We start from the raw sequence: 21,533 nt of genomic DNA on the forward strand, positions 1-21,533 counted from the left end.
CCTGCCTGTCTCCCGTCGTGCCGCCCGGGGCCGACGTTCCTGGACAGCCCAGGCAATGGGCTCAGACGATGGGCCTAGGCGGTGGGGGAGAGCACCCCGATGACCGGGTTCCACTGGCGCGCGACGCGCTCGGCGATGAAGCCCGCCTGGTAGAAGGGGTCGTCCTCCAGGAGCGCGAGAGCGGCCTCCTCGTCCTGGGCACGCACGACAATGAGGGCGTCGTGGGTGCCCACGAAGGGACCTGCCGCCAGGAGCCGGTCCTGGCTCGCCAGCTCGGCGTTGAAGGCGCGGTGGGACGGGCGCAGCTTGTCCATGGCCTCGTCCTGGTCGGTGACGTAGTGGTACTCGACGGCGAAGATCCTGCTCATGGCACCAGGCTAGACCTGCGGCCGCCGGCACGTGGCCAAGACCTCCCGCGCCGTGCTCGAACACGTGTTTGAGGACCGTGCTCGTCCTCCTAGACTGCCGTCCCGTGAACGACTCTCTCATCGTCCGTGGAGCCCGGGCGCACAACCTCAGGGGCGTGGACCTCGACCTGCCCCGGGACCAGATGATCGTCTTCACCGGGCTGTCCGGGTCGGGCAAGTCCTCCCTGGCCTTCGACACGATCTTCGCTGAGGGGCAGCGCCGCTACGTGGAGTCCCTGTCCTCCTACGCCCGCCAGTTCCTGGGCCAGATGGACAAGCCTGACGTCGAGCTCATCGAGGGTCTGAGCCCGGCGGTGTCCATCGACCAGAAGTCCACCTCCCGCAACCCGCGCTCCACAGTGGGTACGGTCACCGAGGTCTACGACTACCTGCGTCTGCTCTACGCCCGGGCAGGCACCCAGCACTGCCCCGTCTGCGACGCCGTCATCTCCTCCCAGACCCCACAGCAGATCGTTGACCAGGTCCGCTCCCTGCCCGAGGGCACCCGCTTCCAGGTGCTGGCCCCCGTGGTGCGTGGGCGCAAGGGGGAGTACACCGAGCTGTTCGAGGAGCTGCGCGGGCGCGGATTCAACCGGGTCCGGGTGGACGGGGCCACGCAGCGGCTGGACTCCCCGCCGACTCTCAACAAGCGCCTCAAGCATGACATTGAGGTCATCGTGGACCGCCTGGTGGTGCGCGAGGGCATCCGCCAGCGCCTGACCGACTCGGTGGAGACCGCCCTGGCCCTGGCCGAGGGCCTGGTGATCATTGAGCGGGTAGACGCCGACGTGGACGACCCTACCCGGGAGCACCGCTACTCCGAGAAACGAGCCTGCCCCAACGAGCACCCTCTCCAGCTTGACGAGATGGAGCCGCGGACCTTCTCCTTCAACGCCCCCTACGGCGCCTGCCCGGAGTGCACGGGTATCGGCACTCACCTGGAGGTGGACCCCGAGCTCGTCGTGCCCGACGAGGAGCTGACCCTGGCGCAGGGGGCCGTCGCCCCCTGGTCCAGCCACCAGAAGTACTTCACCCGCCAGCTGGCCGCCCTGGGGGAGGACCTGGGCTTCGACGTTGACACCCCGTGGCGAGCGCTGCCGCAACGGGCCAGGGAGGCGATCCTGCGGGGCAAGGACTACGAGGTCAAGGTGCGCTACCGCAACCGCTGGGGCCGGGAGCGGGTCTACGCCACCGGCTTTGAGGGCGTTATGGACTATGTCATGCGCAAGCACCAGGAAACCGAGTCGGACTGGTCCCGGGAGCGCTACCAGGGTTACATGCGGGAGGTCCCCTGCCCGGCCTGCCACGGCACCCGGCTCAAGGCGGAGGTGCTGGCGGTACGTGTAGGCGGGCTGTCCATCGCCGAGTTGTGCGACCTGCCTATCAGCGAGACCCGGGACTTCCTGGCCCACCTGGACCTGTCCGGCCAGGCCCGCCAGATCGCGGGCAGTGTGCTGAGCGAGATCGCCGCCCGCCTGGGGTTCCTGGTTGATGTCGGCCTGGAGTACCTTAGCCTGTCCCGAGGTGCAGCCACCCTGTCCGGGGGCGAGGCGCAGAGGATCCGCCTGGCCACCCAGATCGGCTCGGGCCTGGTGGGTGTCCTCTACGTGCTGGACGAGCCCAGCATCGGGCTGCACCAGAGGGACAACGCCCGGCTCATCACCACCCTCCAGAAGCTGCGGGACCTGGGTAACACGCTCATTGTCGTGGAGCATGACGAGGACACCATCCGTGCCGCGGACTGGATCGTGGACATCGGACCCGGGGCGGGGGAGAACGGTGGGCAGGTCGTCCACTCCGGGCCGCTGAGCGCCCTGGTGGAGGCGGAGGGGTCGGTGACTGGTGACTACCTGGCGCGCCGCCGCCGCATTGAGGTCCCCCGGTCACGCCGCCCCCGCCGCAAGGGCCGGGAGGTCACTGTGGTAGGTGCCCGGGAGAACAACCTCAAGGACGTCACCGTCACCTTCCCCCTGGGGCTGCTTACCGCCGTGACCGGGGTGTCCGGGTCGGGCAAGTCCTCCCTGGTCAACTCTATTCTCTACCAGGTTCTGGCCAACCGTCTTAACCGGTCCCGGGGCGTGCCCGGACGGCACCGGACCGTGCGGGGGGTGGACAACCTGGACAAGGTGGTCCACGTCGACCAGTCGCCCATCGGGCGCACGCCGCGGTCCAACCCCGCGACCTACACCGGTGTGTGGGACCACATCCGCAAGATCTTCGCCTCGGTGCCGGAGTCCAAGGTGCGCGGTTACGGCCCGGGCCGCTTCTCCTTCAACGTCAAGGGCGGGCGCTGCGAGTCCTGCAAGGGTGACGGCACCCTGAAGATCGAGATGAATTTCCTGCCGGACGTCTACGTGCCCTGCGAGGTCTGCCACGGTGCCCGCTACAACCGCGAGACCCTGGAGATCCGGTACAAGGACAAGACGGTGGCTGACGTGCTGGACATGACCATCCACCAGGCGGCGGACTTCTTCTCGGCTTCCGGCGTCATCTCCCGCCACCTGGACACCCTGGTGGAGGTGGGCCTGGGCTACGTGCGTCTGGGCCAGGCGGCCACGACCCTCTCCGGTGGCGAGGCGCAGCGCGTCAAGCTGGCCACCGAGCTCCAGCGTCGCTCCACCGGGCGGACCGTCTACGTCCTGGACGAGCCCACCACCGGCCTGCACCTGGAGGACATCCGCAAGCTCCTGGGCGTGCTCCAGGGCCTGGTGGACAAGGGCAACACTGTGGTCGTCATTGAGCACAACCTGGACGTCATCGCTCACGCCGACTGGATTATTGACATGGGACCTGAGGGCGGCAAGGGTGGCGGCACGGTGGTGGCCACTGGAACCCCGGAGCAGGTGGCTGGCAACGCCTCCTCCCACACCGGGCGGTTCCTCAACGAGGTCCTCCACGGGCAGCGTGTCTAGGCGGCATTATCGAGGCGGCGTCGCGATGGCGGGCGGAGCAGAAGATAACGGCGTCGTAGCTGTCGCGTGACCCCGCCGGGGCAGATACCCTTCTGCTATGAGCGAGAACGGACTCACCCTGGCCCAGGCCAAGATGCGCGACGCCGGCGTCGCGCAGCAGGCCATCGACGTCTTCAGCCACTACTACAGGACTCTTGAGGAGGGTGCCACCGGCCTGGTCCCGGAGGAGACCATTGAGCCCCTGACGGACATCAGCTCGATCAGCGACGTGGAGGTCAGCCCGGAGCAGGGCAGAGAGGCCCTGAGCCGTACCGTCATGATCAAGCTCAACGGAGGCCTGGGGACCTCCATGGGGCTGGACCGGGCGAAGTCCCTGCTCCCCGTCCGGGGCGGAAAGACCTTCCTGGAGCTCATCGTGGACCAGGTCCTGGCCGCCCGCAGACGCTATGGCGTGACCTTGCCGCTGGTCTTCATGAACTCCTTCCGCACCCGTGAGGACACTTTCGAGGCCCTGGAGTCCTGCCCTCCGGTCGCGGTGGAGGGGATCCCCCTGGACTTCCTGCAGAACCGTGAGCCCAAGCTGCGCGCCGACGACCTGAGCCCGGTGACCTGGGAGGCCGACCCGGAGCTGGAGTGGTGCCCACCCGGGCACGGGGACATCTACACCGCCCTGACCGCATCCGGGGTCCTGGACGCCCTGCTGGAGCGGGGCTACCGCTACGCCATGACCTCGAACTCGGACAACCTGGGGGCCGCCCCCTCAGCCCGCATCGCCGGGTGGTTCGCCGCCTCGGGAGCCGCCTACGCCCCGGAGATGTGCCGTCGCACGCCCGCCGACGTCAAGGGCGGGCACCTGGCGGTACGCAGGAGCGACGGGCGGATCATCCTGCGCGACACCGCCCAGACGCCTGCCGACCAGATGCACTACTTCACCGACCAGTTCCGCCACCCCTTCTTCCACACCAACAACCTCTGGTTCGACCTGGAGGTGCTGCGCGACACCCTGCGCCAGCGCCAGGGGATCCTCGGGCTGCCGCTGATCAGGAACACCAAGACGGTTGACCCCTCCGACCCCGCCTCCACCCCGGTCATCCAGATGGAGACAGCCATGGGTGCGGCTGTGGAGGCCTTCGAGAAGGCGACGGCTGTGGAGGTGCCTCGCAGCAGGTTCCTCCCGGTCAAGACCACTAACGACCTGTTCCTACTGCGCTCCGACGTCTACGAGGTTGACGAGGACGGCCTGCTGGTGCAGGTGCCGCAGGAGGCCTGCACGGTGGTGCTGGACCCCCGCTACTACAAGACCATCCGGGACTTTGAGGCCCGCTTCCCTGAGGGCGTCCCCTCCGTGCGCGGGGCGAGCTCGTTGACCGTGGAGGGCGACTGGACCTTTGGCGCTGGTGTGGTGGCGACCGGGGACGCCGTAGTGAGGGAGGAGGGTTCGCCGGGAACCGTTCCCGCTGGGACCCGGATCTGAGCGAGGCAGTTCTTGCAGCGTTCTCTGTCGTGACCTGCTGTCGAGGGTAGCGCCGCAGGGAGCCATGCAGCGCATCGCCCACGTAGCACGCAGGCTGCTGCCAGCCCGATAGTGGGTGGATGCCCACGGCTGACGGGTGCGCGTAGACGCTCAGAGGCTGTTGTTCCTGCGCGCCATAAGGGCGCTTGGTTCATTCCCTCGAGTATGAGGGGGAACACCCCCCGTAGGGAGGGGGTGGCGGCGCCGCATCGGGCTCATCCCCGCGTATGCGGGGAACACAGGGCCGGGTCGAGACGTACCTACGGCAGCGGGGGCTCATCCCCGCGTATGCGGGGAACACCGGCCTCGTGGCGGGCCGAGGGTGAGGTAGGCGGGCTCATCCCCGCGTATGCGGGGAACACACGTCGCGGGTGGCGTCAACGACGTCGCGCTTGGGCTCATCCCCGCGTATGCGGGGAACACTTTCGATCTCCTTCTGACTGGTTCCTCGGGTCCGGCTCATCCCCGCGTATGCGGGGAACACTGGTTTCCCGCCAGGCAGGAGGTGTCTGAGGACGGCTCATCCCCGCGTATGCGGGGAACACTACCCCTCGGGGGCCGTGAGCCCCCGGGTTGAGGGCTCATCCCCGCGTATGCGGGGAACACGCCCCGGAGGGGGCGGGTACCCAGGGTCGTGCCGGCTCATCCCCGCGTATGCGGGGAACACGTGCGCCCCGTGGTGGTGTGGACCTCGTTTAGGGGCTCATCCCCGCGTATGCGGGGAACACAGGAGGGCGGCGACGTCGTCGTAGGTCAGGCCCGGCTCATCCCCGCGTATGCGGGGAACACCTGAGGAACGTGGTGATGGTGGTCCACGCAGTGGGCTCATCCCCGCGTATGCGGGGAACACTCCAGGATCAGCCCAAGCGGCGGGCACAGCCGGGGCTCATCCCCGCGTATGCGGGGAACACGTGACCGAGATTGCGCCCTCGCTCGGGTCGGCGGGCTCATCCCCGCGTATGCGGGGAACACACGCCGCCAACTCCGACAGACTTCAGGGCCGCCGGCTCATCCCCGCGTATGCGGGGAACACCCCCGGTGGGTCGTACCCGTGCTCCTGGGTCACGGCTCATCCCCGCGTATGCGGGGAACACCCGAGGGGGTGCGTGACCCGAAGCCTGGGGACCGGCTCATCCCCGCGTATGCGGGGAACACGAGGCCGACCGCCCCCACGACGCCGACCAGTACGGCTCATCCCCGCGTATGCGGGGAACACCAGAAGCACGCACCCCTGGCGACAGCACCCTTCGGCTCATCCCCGCGTATGCGGGGAACACCGCTGGACCTTCTCCGCCAGGTCGCTCCAGGCCGGCTCATCCCCGCGTATGCGGGGAACACCTGGCTGGCTCTGTAGGCAGAGTGGGCCAGCTGGGCTCATCCCCGCGTATGCGGGGAACACCATCTTGGTGGCCGTTTTTAAAACACGGCCATCGGCTCATCCCCGCGTATGCGGGGAACACAGCACCGGTCCGTGCTCGGGATCGCCGACGACGGGCTCATCCCCGCGTATGCGGGGAACACGGGGAGGCTGCTCCGCCATCTCCCGGATCGCCCGGCTCATCCCCGCGTATGCGGGGAACACCCGTGGCGGCGGCCTGCGCCTCCACGGCGCTTGGGCTCATCCCCGCGTATGCGGGGAACACGCGGATCAGACTGGAGGGTGGTGTGTCGAGTAGGGCTCATCCCCGCGTATGCGGGGAACACGCCGCCCCGTCGGGCTTTTTCTCCCGTTCCTGGGGCTCATCCCCGCGTATGCGGGGAACACATCGCCCACGCGGTCGACAGGTACATGACCGTCTGGCTCATCCCCGCGTATGCGGGGAACACACGCCGATGAGTGACGGTGAGGACCTCACGCCGGGCTCATCCCCGCGTATGCGGGGAACACTCCTCGGTCTCCTGGCCCCGCGCGATGACGATGGGCTCATCCCCGCGTATGCGGGGAACACGGACATACTCACGGGAGCGGGCGATCCAGAGACGGCTCATCCCCGCGTATGCGGGGAACACCTGGTCGCGATCGTTGCTGCGATCTGGGGGATTAGGCTCATCCCCGCGTATGCGGGGAACACGCGCCGGGGCAGGTGAGTACTGATGCCAGGGGCGGCTCATCCCCGCGTATGCGGGGAACACAGGCCAACGTCCGTGACACTTCCGAGGGCTTCGGGCTCATCCCCGCGTATGCGGGGAACACTCGGGGTTCTCCTGGTTCGCCCCCCAACCCCACGGCTCATCCCCGCGTATGCGGGGAACACAGGGCCAGGAAGGTCGCGACACCGAGGATCTGGGGCTCATCCCCGCGTATGCGGGGAACACGGTAGTGTCCATGGTGGTTCCTCTCTTTCCTTCGGCTCATCCCCGCGTATGCGGGGAACACCCTTTTCTTCTGGTTGGTGATTGCGGCTGTGAGGGCTCATCCCCGCGTATGCGGGGAACACTCGGCCTCTATCCTGGCCAGCTCGACGGCGGCCGGCTCATCCCCGCGTATGCGGGGAACACTACAGGGCGTAGTCCTCGTCGAGGGCCTCCTGGGGCTCATCCCCGCGTATGCGGGGAACACCACCCTGGCGGCCCGACGACATCTACCGGGCACGGCTCATCCCCGCGTATGCGGGGAACACCGACTATGGCGCGGGCCAGTGACGCTCTCAAGGGGCTCATCCCCGCGTATGCGGGGAACACACAGGGGAACAGGGGAACAGGGGAACAGGGTTCGGCTCATCCCCGCGTATGCGGGGAACACCCGTCCACCTGGCGGCCGGGGACCAGCCGGTTTGGCTCATCCCCGCGTATGCGGGGAACACCGCGTCCTCGTTCTCTGTCAGTATGGTGATGCCGGCTCATCCCCGCGTATGCGGGGAACACAGCTTTGACGCGCAGGGGATGATCTGGGACGCGGGCTCATCCCCGCGTATGCGGGGAACACCGACCCCGACATCTGGGCGATGATCCTGAATGCGGCTCATCCCCGCGTATGCGGGGAACACTCAAGAAACACCTTGAACGAGTTAAGGCGCTGGGGCTCATCCCCGCGTATGCGGGGAACACGGAGCCGCAGAGGCCACCGGCCTCTCACCCGACGGCTCATCCCCGCGTATGCGGGGAACACTTGATGGCTGGGTGTGGGTAGGCCGCATTTGCCGGCTCATCCCCGCGTATGCGGGGAACACGACCCCGCCTCAAGGGCATTCAGGAGGTCAAGAGGCTCATCCCCGCGTATGCGGGGAACACTCCAGGGAGATGGACCGGTCGGTCGATGACCACGGCTCATCCCCGCGTATGCGGGGAACACGACTCCTCCCAGACACGGTCGATCAGGGTGGTCGGCTCATCCCCGCGTATGCGGGGAACACACTACAACTCAGATGAGCCCTCCCCCCGGCTGCGGCTCATCCCCGCGTATGCGGGGAACACAGGCAGTCGAACGGAGCCCGGTTCCGATCGACGGGCTCATCCCCGCGTATGCGGGGAACACGCTGGGTCAGCGATCGCGCGTACCGGGGCGCAGGGCTCATCCCCGCGTATGCGGGGAACACGGTAACACGCTGGCAACGGCCTACATCCAACTGGGCTCATCCCCGCGTATGCGGGGAACACAACGCCAAGGCGTCCGGTAACCTCGGTAGCCTCGGCTCATCCCCGCGTATGCGGGGAACACGGTCCGAGTTCCAGCAGCGTGTAGATGAGATGGGGCTCATCCCCGCGTATGCGGGGAACACCAGTTGGCCAACACGGGGGCACGTCTGACAAAAGGCTCATCCCCGCGTATGCGGGGAACACCCGTTCCACAGGTCGGAAAGGAACGTCGTGATGGGCTCATCCCCGCGTATGCGGGGAACACACGCGGGACAGGGCCGACAGCACGGTCGCCGTCGGCTCATCCCCGCGTATGCGGGGAACACTCATCGGCCTCCTCAGCCACACTGGCCGCCCAGGGCTCATCCCCGCGTATGCGGGGAACACGGACGAGACTGTATTCCAGCTGCTGGCAGCCGCGGCTCATCCCCGCGTATGCGGGGAACACGCCGGCTCCCACACGTCGGCCACCCCGTCACCGGGCTCATCCCCGCGTATGCGGGGAACACCTGCTCCACCAGCCGGAGGATCCCCCGGACCGCGGCTCATCCCCGCGTATGCGGGGAACACCCTCGGTGCCGTCCCAGTGCAGGCACCGGCCGGGGCTCATCCCCGCGTATGCGGGGAACACGCCTGGCCACCCGTGAGGACGTCGAGCGGGCTCGGCTCATCCCCGCGTATGCGGGGAACACAAGCCACTCTACTTCTCTTAGCGGGTAGAGTGAGGCTCATCCCCGCGTATGCGGGGAACACCTGTGCGTCCTGTCACTGGTAAGTGCTGCGGGGGGCTCATCCCCGCGTATGCGGGGAACACCTGCGCGTGGTGTCTCATGCTGGCGTCACGGGGGGCTCATCCCCGCGTATGCGGGGAACACACGCATTTGCTCCGGGTGGTATCTGGGACGGTCGGCTCATCCCCGCGTATGCGGGGAACACCGTGGTCGCCTCGGAGACCCACACGACCGGGTCGGCTCATCCCCGCGTATGCGGGGAACACGCCATCCCAATGGCCATCCGCACGACACGCGGCGGCTCATCCCCGCGTATGCGGGGAACACCCGGCCGTCGAGGTGCCCGCTGGCAGGGGCCTGGGCTCATCCCCGCGTATGCGGGGAACACAAGGCGCCGAGGTCTGGAGGGGTGCGCCATGAGGGCTCATCCCCGCGTATGCGGGGAACACAGAGGATGCTCCTCACCCGGTTGGGGTCCCTCAGGCTCATCCCCGCGTATGCGGGGAACACGCCGCCGAGGCCCGCCACAACAGCGGGAGGCCCGGCTCATCCCCGCGTATGCGGGGAACACCGGGAGGCTGAGGACCAGGCGACGACGCCCTAGGGCTCATCCCCGCGTATGCGGGGAACACACCCAGTGACAAGCGCTGTCGCGTTCACAACACGGCTCATCCCCGCGTATGCGGGGAACACTCGCCTCACAGTCCGAGTGGATCGACGTCGCCAGGCTCATCCCCGCGTATGCGGGGAACACCGCGGTTGACCCCGCATAGTCTGCGTCGCCCTCGGCTCATCCCCGCGTATGCGGGGAACACGCTGTCACCTCATGCCGGGTAGACACCCCGATGGGCTCATCCCCGCGTATGCGGGGAACACGGGACGCTCATGTCGGCGAAGGTGGCGTACTTCGGCTCATCCCCGCGTATGCGGGGAACACCTTCTACAGCCTCGGGGGCTCGTGACGCTCCAGGGCTCATCCCCGCGTATGCGGGGAACACGCAGCAGAAGGTCCCTCCATCCGGTCCCCTTAGGGCTCATCCCCGCGTATGCGGGGAACACTCGCCAGGTTCGTACAAGGCGTCAGGCATGTCGGGCTCATCCCCGCGTATGCGGGGAACACACGATGGAGTCGGCGCTCCAACTTCCCCGGAAGGGCTCATCCCCGCGTATGCGGGGAACACTCTCGGTAGACGCGTAAAAGAACCTCATGTCTCGGCTCATCCCCGCGTATGCGGGGAACACAAGGGGCCGACCAGCATGGGCCGGATCATCTCCGGCTCATCCCCGCGTATGCGGGGAACACGCCACCTACACCCACCGCGAGGAGAGCCTGTCCGGCTCATCCCCGCGTATGCGGGGAACACTTATTGGCCTGGGCACGGTTATTGCAGCGAATCGGCTCATCCCCGCGTATGCGGGGAACACCTTCCAGCGCTGCTGTCTGACCACTTCTTGTACGGCTCATCCCCGCGTATGCGGGGAACACACCTCTTCCGTCTAATAGAGCATTTTCTTCCCCGGCTCATCCCCGCGTATGCGGGGAACACCAGGACGTCTTCGCCGAGATAAAGAAGGCCTGCGGCTCATCCCCGCGTATGCGGGGAACACAGAATCACCGTCAAGGTCGAGACCGAGCGCGACGGCTCATCCCCGCGTATGCGGGGAACACCAGTTCTGCGTGCTCTAGTGGGGTCAGGTCCTTGGCTCATCCCCGCGTATGCGGGGAACACCGTTGGATCTTGGACGCCAGCAACCGGCACGCCGGCTCATCCCCGCGTATGCGGGGAACACCCTACGGAGCATGCTCCTCCACCGGTCAAACAGGGCTCATCCCCGCGTATGCGGGGAACACATGCCGATGAGCGAGAAGAGAATGGCATATTTGGGCTCATCCCCGCGTATGCGGGGAACACCTTGAGGGCTCGCAGGGCTCTCCTGGCCTCTGCGGCTCATCCCCGCGTATGCGGGGAACACCCGAATCTGCTTATCACCAAGCCTCGCGTCCGGGGCTCATCCCCGCGTATGCGGGGAACACTCCTTCGCACTCCTGCTCTCGTACGTCGGCCTCGGCTCATCCCCGCGTATGCGGGGAACACTTGATCGCAGACTCGAAGCCGGAGGCGGTGGCCTGGCTCATCCCCGCGTATGCGGGGAACACGGCGCGCTGCGAGCCGTGGAGCTCCGAGCGGGAGGCTCATCCCCGCGTATGCGGGGAACACCGTGGTACACCAGCAAGGCGTCCCCACGGATCCGGCTCATCCCCGCGTATGCGGGGAACACGTGCACCAGGCGGCGAGGGTGTCGACGGGGGTGGGCTCATCCCCGCGTATGCGGGGAACACGACGACGTACTGCCCCGCCTCGTCGGCTTGGAGGGCTCATCCCCGCGTATGCGGGGAACACATTTTCTCACTGTGCTCGTTGGGTGATGGCGCGGGCTCATCCCCGCGTATGCGGGGAACACACGGGCACCCCCTCGTGGTGGACGTCAAGGTACGGCTCATCCCCGCGTATGCGGGGAACACGTCCTGGTCCTAGTGACCCTGACCGTGACGGGGGGCTCATCCCCGCGTATGCGGGGAACACGGCCACACACTGAGTGTGTGGCGACATGCGGCACGGCTCATCCCCGCGTATGCGGGGAACACCGCCACGGAGACGCTGCGTGACCTGGTGGCAACGGCTCATCCCCGCGTATGCGGGGAACACGCCCCCACCGCTCCGCCGAAGACCTTGATCAGGGGCTCATCCCCGCGTATGCGGGGAACACGGCCCCGCACTGATTATCCCCCACCCCGGGGTCGGCTCATCCCCGCGTATGCGGGGAACACACCAGGACTACCTGCTCCCCGGTGGACACGCCAGGCTCATCCCCGCGTATGCGGGGAACACGAAATGACCGCCATCGAGTACACGAGCAACATCGGCTCATCCCCGCGTATGCGGGGAACACGCCCAGGGAGCACGCCCGGCGGCCACGACCCAGGGCTCATCCCCGCGTATGCGGGGAACACGGTGAGAAGGTCGCCAACGACATCGGTGACGCCGGCTCATCCCCGCGTATGCGGGGAACACAGTTTGCCGGGGTCCCGTCGTCTGCGGTCGGCCGGCTCATCCCCGCGTATGCGGGGAACACAAGTCAGCACGAGATCGGCCGACGAGGTTCGAGGGCTCATCCCCGCGTATGCGGGGAACACGCCGGGTCCGTACTCCAACTCGACGCGGCCCGCGGCTCATCCCCGCGTATGCGGGGAACACTCCTCAGCAGCGGGGGTCTCCTCCTCGGGGTCCGGCTCATCCCCGCGTATGCGGGGAACACCGGTAGTCTCCCTGGTTCTGGTTCGCGGTCTTGGGCTCATCCCCGCGTATGCGGGGAACACGGCAAGGACTTCCCGAAGCGCGGGGACATCTCAGGCTCATCCCCGCGTATGCGGGGAACACGGGGTCTGTGCATCGGGGGTCTGTGAGGTCAGAGGCTCATCCCCGCGTATGCGGGGAACACCTGGACTCCCTGGGGACTGGAGGGACGACCAGGGGCTCATCCCCGCGTATGCGGGGAACACGACTCCCACGGCGAGGTGACAGAGAAGGGGGCGGGCTCATCCCCGCGTATGCGGGGAACACTGTCCTGACATAATCACTCCTGATCCTGGTTGGGGCTCATCCCCGCGTATGCGGGGAACACCGGCGACCAGGACTCCCCAGATCGCCTGAATTAGGCTCATCCCCGCGTATGCGGGGAACACACTCTCCCAGGCACAGCGGGATCTCCTATGGGCGGCTCATCCCCGCGTATGCGGGGAACACGGTTCTATCCTGATGTCTGAGACATCTGAGTTAGGCTCATCCCCGCGTATGCGGGGAACACCCCCCGGCACCAGCCCCCGCCGAGGACCCGGGGGGCTCATCCCCGCGTATGCGGGGAACACGGAAGAGCATCGCGAAGGCTATCCCTGGTAAAAGGCTCATCCCCGCGTATGCGGGGAACACTATCACGGGAGATTTTGGTCGGGCTGGCGGGACGGCTCATCCCCGCGTATGCGGGGAACACGGGACATGGCTTGGTCTCATGAGACGCGGGCCGGGCTCATCCCCGCGTATGCGGGGAACACGTCGAAATGTGCAGTTCGACACGGCGGTGGAGGGGCTCATCCCCGCGTATGCGGGGAACACGTGGCCGCCGAGGTGCTCAAGGCCATCGGAGAGGGCTCATCCCCGCGTATGCGGGGAACACTGGGAGTGGCGGGAAAAATGCCTACAGACTTTGGGCTCATCCCCGCGTATGCGGGGAACACTTTTCGGCTGCCTGGCTGCTATCGCAGGTGCGCGGCTCATCCCCGCGTATGCGGGGAACACGTGGGTTGCACATTGCTCATATGAGCAATATACGGCTCATCCCCGCGTATGCGGGGAACACACGTAGGGGCCGTTGGTGTCTACGTCTATGTTGGGCTCATCCCCGCGTATGCGGGGAACACTTCCAATACGGTCAAGCACCCATGAGACAAACAGGCTCATCCCCGCGTATGCGGGGAACACACACTGAGGTCGTGTGGCAGCCCGACGACGCCGGGCTCATCCCCGCGTATGCGGGGAACACCCCGGGTACACGCCCGGCCGGGACGTGTACAACGGCTCATCCCCGCGTATGCGGGGAACACTCCTCCATGATCTGCCGCTCCCAGTCGGCCACAGGCTCATCCCCGCGTATGCGGGGAACACCTGACCGAGGAGGGCGAGTCGGAGGTGTCCGTCGGCTCATCCCCGCGTATGCGGGGAACACCCATGGGCACCCCCTACGTGTGGGGAGGTGTCAGGCTCATCCCCGCGTATGCGGGGAACACAGATCGTGGAGCACGACGGTACCTTCGCCGGTAGGCTCATCCCCGCGTATGCGGGGAACACTCCTCGCGAGGCTTCGCGACATCCTCGCGAGGCGGCTCATCCCCGCGTATGCGGGGAACACCGGCCTTGGAGGTCACTGGCTGTCCGGGGGTGGGGCTCATCCCCGCGTATGCGGGGAACACTGGACGTCCAGGGCGGGCTCGCCGAAGAAGACGTGGCTCATCCCCGCGTATGCGGGGAACACGTTGAGCCGCCTCCCAGACACGGTCGATCAGTGGGCTCATCCCCGCGTATGCGGGGAACACCAAAAGACCAAGCGCGACTTGCGTTTGACCCGGGGCTCATCCCCGCGTATGCGGGGAACACAGTGAGTACCTGGAGTACCGGCAGACCAAGTACGGCTCATCCCCGCGTATGCGGGGAACACGTCGGGTCGAGGGGCGACGGCGACCGGTGCAGGGGCTCATCCCCGCGTATGCGGGGAACACGGCCTGATACGCGTGGGCACGGGCCATGTTGGCGGCTCATCCCCGCGTATGCGGGGAACACGCGGTAACCCTCGACCAGTTGTCCCCGTGCCTCGGCTCATCCCCGCGTATGCGGGGAACACTTCGTTGTACCCCCCATCAAGCCGGATGAGGTGGGCTCATCCCCGCGTATGCGGGGAACACGATCCGGCGACGGCTCCGCGTGACTTGGCGGCAGGCTCATCCCCGCGTATGCGGGGAACACTCAATCAGGCCCCTCGTCTTCCTCGGGGTCTGAGGCTCATCCCCGCGTATGCGGGGAACACTCCTGGGCGTAGTCCTCGTCGAGGGCCTCCTGGGGCTCATCCCCGCGTATGCGGGGAACACCTGTGCGTCCTGTCACTGGTAAGTGCTGCGGGGGGCTCATCCCCGCGTATGCGGGGAACACCCGTCCAGGAGCGCCTTGGTGACTGGGTAGGCGGGCTCATCCCCGCGTATGCGGGGAACACAGAGCATTCCGTGAGCGCTTTCTCGACCACACCGGCTCATCCCCGCGTATGCGGGGAACACAGGCGATGGCCCAGCAGTCCGCGAACACAATGCGGCTCATCCCCGCGTATGCGGGGAACACCGCTGGCGCGAGCTGCCCGACATGTACAGCCACGGCTCATCCCCGCGTATGCGGGGAACACCTCCTCGTAGCCCACTCCCAGCACCGTCCTGGCGGCTCATCCCCGCGTATGCGGGGAACACACTTCTTGACCTGGGAGTTTAGCCTGGATCCAGCTCGTTCTGGTACGACTTGGCTGTGTCGGGGCGTGGTGCTGCCCACCGTGGGCGCCGAGAGCGCTGCTGGGCTCGGGCGGTGCTCCAGCCTGTGCGTCTCACCTGCCTCTTCTGCTGGACTGGCCTGCGGAGCAGCAGCACTCCGTCGCAGTCCACCGGTTCCCACTCGTGGTTGTGGGTCCGGTAGGCGAAGCCCTGTTCCGTGGCCGCGCTGAAGATCAGCAGAGCCCGACCGTCCTTGCACAGCGCCACAGTCCTTTCCCACAGCAAGTCACGCACGCGAGCACTCACCTGCCCAACGAACACGCCGGGGCTGATCTCCAGCAGCCACTTGGTCAGGTCGCCTCGAAGTCCTGCCGGGCAGGCACTAAGGACTAAGGTCATCATTCCTGCTCGGCCTCCGCGTAGTTAACGCCACTGCTTACCGTGCCCAGTTCAGACCACAGCACCAGGTCGCCCATGTCCGGTGCCTCCAGGTCATCCACCTGCAGCAGGTCGCAGACGTCTCTCACCATCCGTGGCAGGAGCCGCTCGCTCACCACCGCGTCACGGACCCGACGACGGGCAGCCGCTTCCGGGTCGTCTCCACCGGCTGCAACGGATTCGAAGGCGGCAGGAATCGCGACCTCGGCCTTGTAGAGGTCGGCGACATCGTAGACGAAGGCTCTATCCGTACCCTGGTGGACGAAACCAAGGGAGGGGACGCAGCCCAGGGACACCACGACGGCATGTGTCACCCCGTACAGGCAGGCGTTAGCGGATGTCAACGCCTTGTTGATCGGGTTACTGGCCTCGAAGTCCTCTACCTGGTAGTTACGGCGGTCCCACTCCACGCCGGTGCGCCGGGACAGGTCCCGGTACACTCTTTTCATCCTTGCCCCTTCCCGACCTCGCAGCTGGGACATGGTCAGCCTGCTGACGTCCTCGCCCTCGAACCTCATGCGGTACATGGCGCGCGCCACCTCTAGGCGGGAGCGCTGGTTGGTGACCAGTCGTGCCTGAGCCATCGCAATATGGGAAGACTTCGCTAAGGGTCTGCCGTGGGCGTAGTAGCGCACGCCCATCTCCCCGGTCCACACAGTTGTCACACCGGCGTCGCCGAGCAGGCGCATTGCCCCGTGGGTGACCCGGGTACCCGGGCCCAGCAGCAGCGCACCGAGCGTCGCCGCTGGGGCGTGCACCACGCCCTGCTGATCCGTGAGAGTCAGCGCGTTGTCGTCGCGGTGCACCGTGCAGTGCTCCGCGTACAGGAAGGACAACCGGTCCTCCACCCTGACCAGTTCCTTGCGCTCCGGGGGTGGAGCGCCTTTGGGTGCAGCCACGGGGTCACACCCTTGAATGTGCCAGGGTCAGTAGTCCACAGCCGTAGGCCTTACCCCGCCCGATGCCGTTGACGAGTGCCGCGCGCAGTAGTCCCGCGTCCGTCACCCGCAGCACGCCGTCGAACTGTGCCTGGCGAAGAGTGACGCGCCCGTGCCTGCCATGCTTCGAGTCATAGCGACGGAAGCGCAGGTCCCTGCGTTCCGTAACGGCTACTTGGTGCACGACTACCTCATCATCCTCCTCGGAGGAGAACTCGGTGTCAGCGAGCACCTCGAAACCATGCTGGGCACTCTTGCCCACCAGCCACTGTGTCTGCTGGGCGACAGTGACATGAGGCAGCACCTTGCCTCGCGGGCCCCGAGTATGAGGCTCGCTGTGTACCGGGTTGGCGCGCAGCCGGAACTCCCACTCCTGACCCGCGCGCAGCCTGTCCAGCATCGGCTGGTAGTCCACCGACTGTGCTGGGCGTGTGACCCACCCCGCACGCTCTACCAGGTCGGTGGCATCTGGTGCCTCTGGTGACACGATGTACAGCAGGTGCGTATGCTCCGTGGAAGAGTCGAGCCGCCACAGCACCCGACCCGTGTCAGTGTGGAGATCTGGCGGGAAGAGCGCTCTGACCGCTGCATGCATTGCCTGAGGGTCGAGCAGGAGTTCCCTTCCCCGCCTCTTACCGGGGTTAAGCAGAATTCGTGTGAAGGTTGTCATGCGGACACCACCGCAGAGAAGAACGGGTCTGGTACTGCCGATCCTTCGGGATTACTGACGTCAACGGGATCTGCGGCGATGACGTCGCGCCATCCGTAGTCCCTGCGTGCCGGGTCGAAGCTCAGGGGGACGTCGCGACGGCGCGCGTAGGCCGCCTCCTGCTCACCGGGCAGCCTGTCCCGGAAGAGTGACAGGCTCATCCGCTGAGGCACGCCGCGACGGTAGTCCTGCGAGGCGTGCCAGGGCTCGGTACGCAAAACGGTGTCGACGTCGCCCTCACGTACACCAATGAGCAGATCCGGACCCGCCGGGCAGGAGCGCCGCCCCAGGAACAAGGGGAAGCGAGGGGATCGCAGGGCTTCCTCCAGTGCCTCAAGAAGAGGCGGTTCCCCGCCCACGGCGGCCACAAAAACCGCATCGGTGAGGTAGTAGCGACTCACCAGCGCCAGCGGGGTGGACTTGCCCTTCTGCCAGGCTGTCGAGGTCTGAAAGTCCTTGAGGACGCGTCCTGGCTGGTCCACGCGCACCCCGAAGGACAGGCGGGCCAGGTCCTCCACCGGGTCGGTACGTCGGCGTCCCTGGGCGGCGGCCAGCAGACCCAGCACCCCCGACTTGCCCGGATAGGGGCGCGTCTGCCGTACCGTGTAGCGACTGTCATCTCCCCAGGACTGTAGTGGGCCCCGTAGCAGTAGCAGCAGCGAGTGGGTCATGCCTGCTGCTCCTCGCTGAGCCTGTGACCAACGGCTGATGTCACCCGGTCCACGAGCTCTGAGAGCCTTACCCTCTCACCCAGCCCTTCCATCTCCTCTCCCAGGTCACCCAGGGACAGGACGAACGAGGCCAGAGGTGCCATCTCATAGACCTCGCTGACGGAGCGAGCCTCCTTGGCCAGTGCCCGGGCTGCTGCGCGCCGTCGGCTCGTGCCCTCGTCCCCGCGTACCGGGTTCTCGAAGGCGTTGACCAGGGACACGGGACGGTCGTCACGCACGGTGACGTACACCAGCTCGGGAAGGGTGTTATTGGCGAAGGTAGTGATTTTGCCTGTGGGCAGGGAGCGGATGAAGCTGCGTAGGAAGCTGCTCGCGGCCGTCAGTGTCGCCTCCGAGTCACCCCCGAGGTTCTCCCGCAGGGACGGCACGTCAATGGTGGCGAAGCGGTAGAGCGTAGAGGACATCATCTGGACCGTCCCGATCATCCCCGCGCCGGTCTCCTCACCGCCCCGCTGCACCTCATCGTCCACCGCGGTGAAGTAGTCGAACTCGGGCTCAGACTCGTGCACGCCGATGGCGTGAGCGACCTGGACGGCGGCGTCCACGTTGTAGTCCGGTGCGTCGGCCACCATCCGGCCGAACATGGCCACGTCGATGCTGTGGTACTGGTTGAGGATCTCCTTGGCCTGCTTCTTGGAGGGGGCCTTGCCCCCGTTGTCCAGGATGAAGCGGGCGGCCTGCTCCACCTGCCTGTCGGACAGGAACAGAAGATAACCGGTCTCTGGTGCGCGAGGCTCCTCGTCCTCACGCACCTTGGGGTCCACCGTCTTGATCCCAGCGGCCTTGAAGACGGCCTCAGCGGCCTTCAAGGCCGTCTCGCGGCTGTGGCCCTCATCCAGCTGGCACACGCGCTTGGCCACCAGGTCCACCACACGCTTGGAGCGGGTGCCCAGGTCCGCCTTGCTGAGGTAGGAGTCGAAGTCCTTGCGGATGGCCCGCTTCCAGGCCTGGGAGGACACGCGCTGCCGTACCGCTCCTCCAAAGACCGCAGACTTCGGGGCTCCGGTGTCATCACGGTTGATGTTGCTGGGCGGCAGGGACTGCAGGGCGTGGATATCAATGGTCAGGGCCATAGCGGAAGTGCATCCTTTCACGGTAAGGGTGGTGATCAGTTCTCGGTTGTGGTGGTGTTGGCAGTGCTGGTCTGCGACGATGTCGTGTAGTGGCCTGAGGCGAAGTCCCGGCCCCAGCGCAGCAGCACCCGGTTGTGGTCGGGAAGTTCCAGCAGGCGCAGGTCTACGGCCAGGCTCCCGTAGTCGGCTCCGATGTGCTCGGTGCGCAGCAAGGTGACCAGGCTCCGCAGGTGGTGCAGGCGAGTCACCGGGTTGCGGCAGAGTAGGACGGCGTCGAAACGGGGCTTGATGGAGCTCGAGTCCCGACGGGTGTCAAGCTGCCCGGCAGCCCGGGCCAGGCTCTGGCCGGGTACGTGCATGGGTGCGGTCTGGGACTGCATGTGCAGGGCGAACAGGCACAGCGCCGCAAAAGCGGCACTCTCATGGGGGCTGGCCTCATCGCCTCCGAGAAGGTCCTCATCCAGGTTGGGCAGGAGCTCCTCCAGCGCTGCCTGCCACACCAGGGGGTCGCTGTCGGCTGCCAGACCCGCTCGGCGCCGCAGCGTGGCCAGGGTCCGCCGGGCCTCGGCCTGCTTCTGCTGGGTGCGACGGCCCAGGTAGGCATCCTGCAGGTTTGATGCGGCTGCCGCGACGGCCGCCTCAAGCCGTTCTCCCTTTCCCCTGGGGCGTCGCGGAGAATCGGCTGGTGAGGTGGTGCTGTCTGCGAGGGCGGGTGCCTCAGTCATGTGTCTCCTTCTTGTCAGGCTTGTCAGGACTGGTGTGGGGAAGAACTGCGCGCAGGTCGTGCTGGAGGCGCTGGAAAGCGGTACCAGCGGAGATGATGCGCGAGGAGCCACCCTGGTCCACCACCCGGCCTGCCAGTGCCTTGGTGCCCGCGCCACTCAGACGCGTGGCTGCCATGTCCAGGATCTGGCGCTCGACCAGCCGGAACCAGGCGGCGAGGGAGTCGTCGGGATCCTGGCTGTCAACAGTGACCAGCCATGAGCGGAAGGCAGGCTCCAAGGTGTCGAGCACGCTCGCGGCGGCCTCGGCCTGGTAGGTGTAGTCCCCGCCTGCGGCCACGAGGAGGTTGCCGACGTAACGGCCGTAGCGCACAGAGGCCTCCCGTGCCCCCCGGCCAGCGGAGAGGAGAACCTCCGTGAGTTGGGGACTGTGTGAGATCAGGACGGAGCAGGGCAGTTCCAGGAGGGTGCTCACAACGTGGGACACTGAGGCTGCCTGGGGCCCGTAGTGCACGGAGACGAGCTCGACGGTCAGGGGCTCCTCGGTGAGGAGGCCCTCGTTCCTCAGGTCGGTCAGGGCAGTGATGGTGGCCGGGGCCTTGGGGGGCTGAGCCCCCTTGGTCCGTCCGCCGCCCGGCAGGTCGACGACGACGCCCTCACGGACCAGCAGGGGCTCCAGGCTGCGCCACACGGTCTGTTCGGTGTCGTGGGGCCGGGGGTAGAAGACGGGGGTGCCTTTCTTGGACTTGTTGGCCGAGTACCGGTAGGGCGTCATGGGGTCAGCCAGGATGTTGGCTCCAGCCTCCGGGATCTTGTCCCCGTTGCTGACCAGGACGGAGGTGACGTGGCCATCCTCCACGAACAGCCGGAGCCGCCGCGACTGCCAGGTCAGTAGGTCGCAAGGGCCGGTGGGCACCGTGCTGGGACGCTCGGTGGCGTCATCGGGCTGGCGCTCCCACGCGGGAAGGTCGGCCGCCATGTCAGCGGACATCACCAGCCGTGCCGGGGTGTTGAGGACGAGCGTCTCACGCAGGCTCCGCCCGTGGATGACCACTCCGCCGGTCAGTCCCGTCCAGCCCTGGCCGATGGGATAACCTCTGCCTCCCTTGACCCTGGGGTCCCCCAGCGCTCCCGACTTGATGCCCGAGTAGTCATAGGCCTGCAGGTGCACCGCCCAGCGAGCCGCCTCAGCCAGGGTGAGGCTGTCCAGCCCGTGCCCGGCGCGCGTGGTGAAGTAGTCCTGCTCAGCCTCCGGGACGATCCTGCGCACCGGAAGCCGGGTGCTCTTGGCCGTGTCCAGGTCTGGTACCTGCATGAAAGGGGTCTGCGGATGGAGCAGGTCGAAGCGCTCTGCGTGCCGCTCCAGGTACTCCAGCACCACCTCGTCCCTGGCTCCTGAGCGCGCCTGAGCGAAGGCCTCCTCCCACCAGTCGTCAAAGCGGTAGGGGTCGTGCACGTCGGCCAGGACCTTGTCCGTGCGGTGGGCGCGCCAGGTGACCGTCAGGAACAGGCGCAGGACCGCGTAGTCCTGGGTGGGGGAGTCCCCGCGCACGCGCAGGGCGTGGTGCTCGCCGTCGAACAGTTCTCGAAGGGACAGCTCCTGGGAGGTGCCGTCGGACATGTCGCAGCGGATCCAGGGGTGGGACAGGAGCGAGAAGGAGGGGGAGAAAGCCACAGCGCCTCCTGGGCGTGATGAATATG

Annotated in this window: 10 protein-coding genes and 1 CRISPR repeat array; of the genes, 2 read left to right on the forward strand and 8 right to left on the reverse strand. The window is 66.9% G+C overall.

Going from position 1 to position 21,533, the window contains the following annotated elements:
* Positions 1–74: 74 nt before the first annotated feature.
* Positions 75–368, reverse strand: a complete 294-nt coding sequence (locus tag CWS50_RS05685; protein ID WP_127842007.1) for a YciI family protein — start codon at positions 366–368, stop codon at positions 75–77.
* A gap of 104 nt (positions 369–472) precedes the next feature.
* Here CWS50_RS05685 and uvrA point away from each other — a divergent pair, with 104 nt between their 5' ends.
* Together uvrA and CWS50_RS05695 are read left to right on the forward strand one after the other, a co-directional pair.
* Entirely contained in the window at positions 473–3,319 is a 2,847-nt protein-coding gene (uvrA, locus tag CWS50_RS05690; protein ID WP_127842008.1) for an excinuclease ABC subunit UvrA, read from the forward strand.
* A 97-nt stretch (positions 3,320–3,416) separates the two neighbouring features.
* Positions 3,417–4,793 (forward strand): UTP--glucose-1-phosphate uridylyltransferase, encoded by a 1,377-nt coding sequence (locus tag CWS50_RS05695; protein ID WP_127842009.1) that lies wholly within the window; start codon positions 3,417–3,419, stop codon positions 4,791–4,793.
* 251 nt (positions 4,794–5,044) lie between these two features.
* Positions 5,045–15,203: direct repeats of the CRISPR family, unit length 28 nt; unit sequence GGCTCATCCCCGCGTATGCGGGGAACAC.
* Positions 15,204–15,221: 18 nt separating this feature from the next.
* Here the strand turns inward: CWS50_RS05695 and cas2e are convergent.
* The 7 genes from cas2e to casA are packed head-to-tail and all read right to left on the reverse strand — an operon-like array spanning position 15,222 to position 21,507.
* A complete protein-coding gene (gene cas2e, locus CWS50_RS05700; RefSeq protein WP_127842010.1) occupies positions 15,222–15,623 on the reverse strand; it encodes a type I-E CRISPR-associated endoribonuclease Cas2e in 402 nt (133 codons plus the stop codon).
* Entirely contained in the window at positions 15,620–16,558 is a 939-nt protein-coding gene (gene cas1e, locus CWS50_RS05705; protein WP_243118475.1) for a type I-E CRISPR-associated endonuclease Cas1e, read from the reverse strand. Before cas1e ends, cas2e begins: the two co-directional genes overlap by 4 nt.
* A 4-nt stretch (positions 16,559–16,562) precedes the next feature.
* Positions 16,563–17,267, reverse strand: coding sequence for a type I-E CRISPR-associated protein Cas6/Cse3/CasE (gene cas6e, locus CWS50_RS05710; protein WP_127842011.1), 705 nt, complete (start codon positions 17,265–17,267; stop codon positions 16,563–16,565).
* On the reverse strand, positions 17,264–17,977 hold the full coding sequence (gene cas5e, locus CWS50_RS05715) for a type I-E CRISPR-associated protein Cas5/CasD (RefSeq protein WP_127842012.1): 714 nt from the start codon (positions 17,975–17,977) through the stop codon (positions 17,264–17,266). Before cas5e ends, cas6e begins: the two co-directional genes overlap by 4 nt.
* Positions 17,974–19,110, reverse strand: a complete 1,137-nt coding sequence (cas7e, locus tag CWS50_RS05720; RefSeq protein WP_127842013.1) for a type I-E CRISPR-associated protein Cas7/Cse4/CasC — start codon at positions 19,108–19,110, stop codon at positions 17,974–17,976. Before cas7e ends, cas5e begins: the two co-directional genes overlap by 4 nt.
* A gap of 35 nt (positions 19,111–19,145) precedes the next feature.
* Positions 19,146–19,835, reverse strand: a complete 690-nt coding sequence (gene casB, locus CWS50_RS05725) for a type I-E CRISPR-associated protein Cse2/CasB (RefSeq protein WP_127842014.1) — start codon at positions 19,833–19,835, stop codon at positions 19,146–19,148.
* Positions 19,828–21,507 (reverse strand): type I-E CRISPR-associated protein Cse1/CasA, encoded by a 1,680-nt coding sequence (gene casA, locus CWS50_RS05730; protein ID WP_206610479.1) that lies wholly within the window; start codon positions 21,505–21,507, stop codon positions 19,828–19,830. Before casA ends, casB begins: the two co-directional genes overlap by 8 nt.
* Between the last annotated feature and the right edge of the window lie 26 nt (positions 21,508–21,533).

The organism is Actinomyces wuliandei (assembly GCF_004010955.1).
GTDB classification, from domain to species: Bacteria; Actinomycetota; Actinomycetes; order Actinomycetales; family Actinomycetaceae; genus Actinomyces; species Actinomyces wuliandei.